Genomic DNA, 432 nt, shown 5'->3' with positions numbered 1-432 from the left:
CCGCCACGCCCGCAGCATGCACTCCTGCACGACGTCCTCCGCCCGGTGCGGGTCACCGGGCAGCAGCCGGCGGGTGAACCGCAGGAGGTGCTCCCGGTGCTCTCCGTGCAGCTCCGCCAGAAATGAGCTCGCCGCCACCCGCGACGGCGGTTCCTCGGTGACGTGACGAGAAGCCATGGTGGCCACCTCCCCTGTTTCGGCGCCTGTTGACGTACCGAAGTTCACCCGCCGGAGCCGCCGGCGACCACGCGGAACCACCGGAAGAACTCGCCGGCCCGCAGGTTCTGCCGGTGGTTCCGCGTGGCTGCGCGAGGCGGCGCGCTAGTTACATGACACCCGGCGAAGGAGGAGGTAGCCCAGGTGAGCGACCGCGACCACCGCTGCACGACGTTCCGCGCGTTCGTCGAGGAGCGACCCGGCGAGCAGTGGCGC

General features: G+C 71.3%; 1 protein-coding gene. It reads right to left on the bottom strand.

Translation table 11 applies throughout. The annotated features are described in order from the left end of the window. On the bottom strand, positions 1-177 hold a 177-nt coding region (locus tag ADL03_RS50670; RefSeq protein ID WP_369808933.1), incomplete at its 3' end, for a sigma factor. Positions 178-432 lie beyond the last annotated feature (255 nt).

It is taken from the genome of Nocardia sp. NRRL S-836 (genome assembly GCF_001279525.1).
In the GTDB taxonomy this organism is placed as follows: Bacteria; Actinomycetota; Actinomycetes; order Mycobacteriales; family Pseudonocardiaceae; genus Lentzea.
Note: the sequence above shows the minus strand (reverse complement) of the source record. Positions and strands in the feature narration are given on the sequence as shown.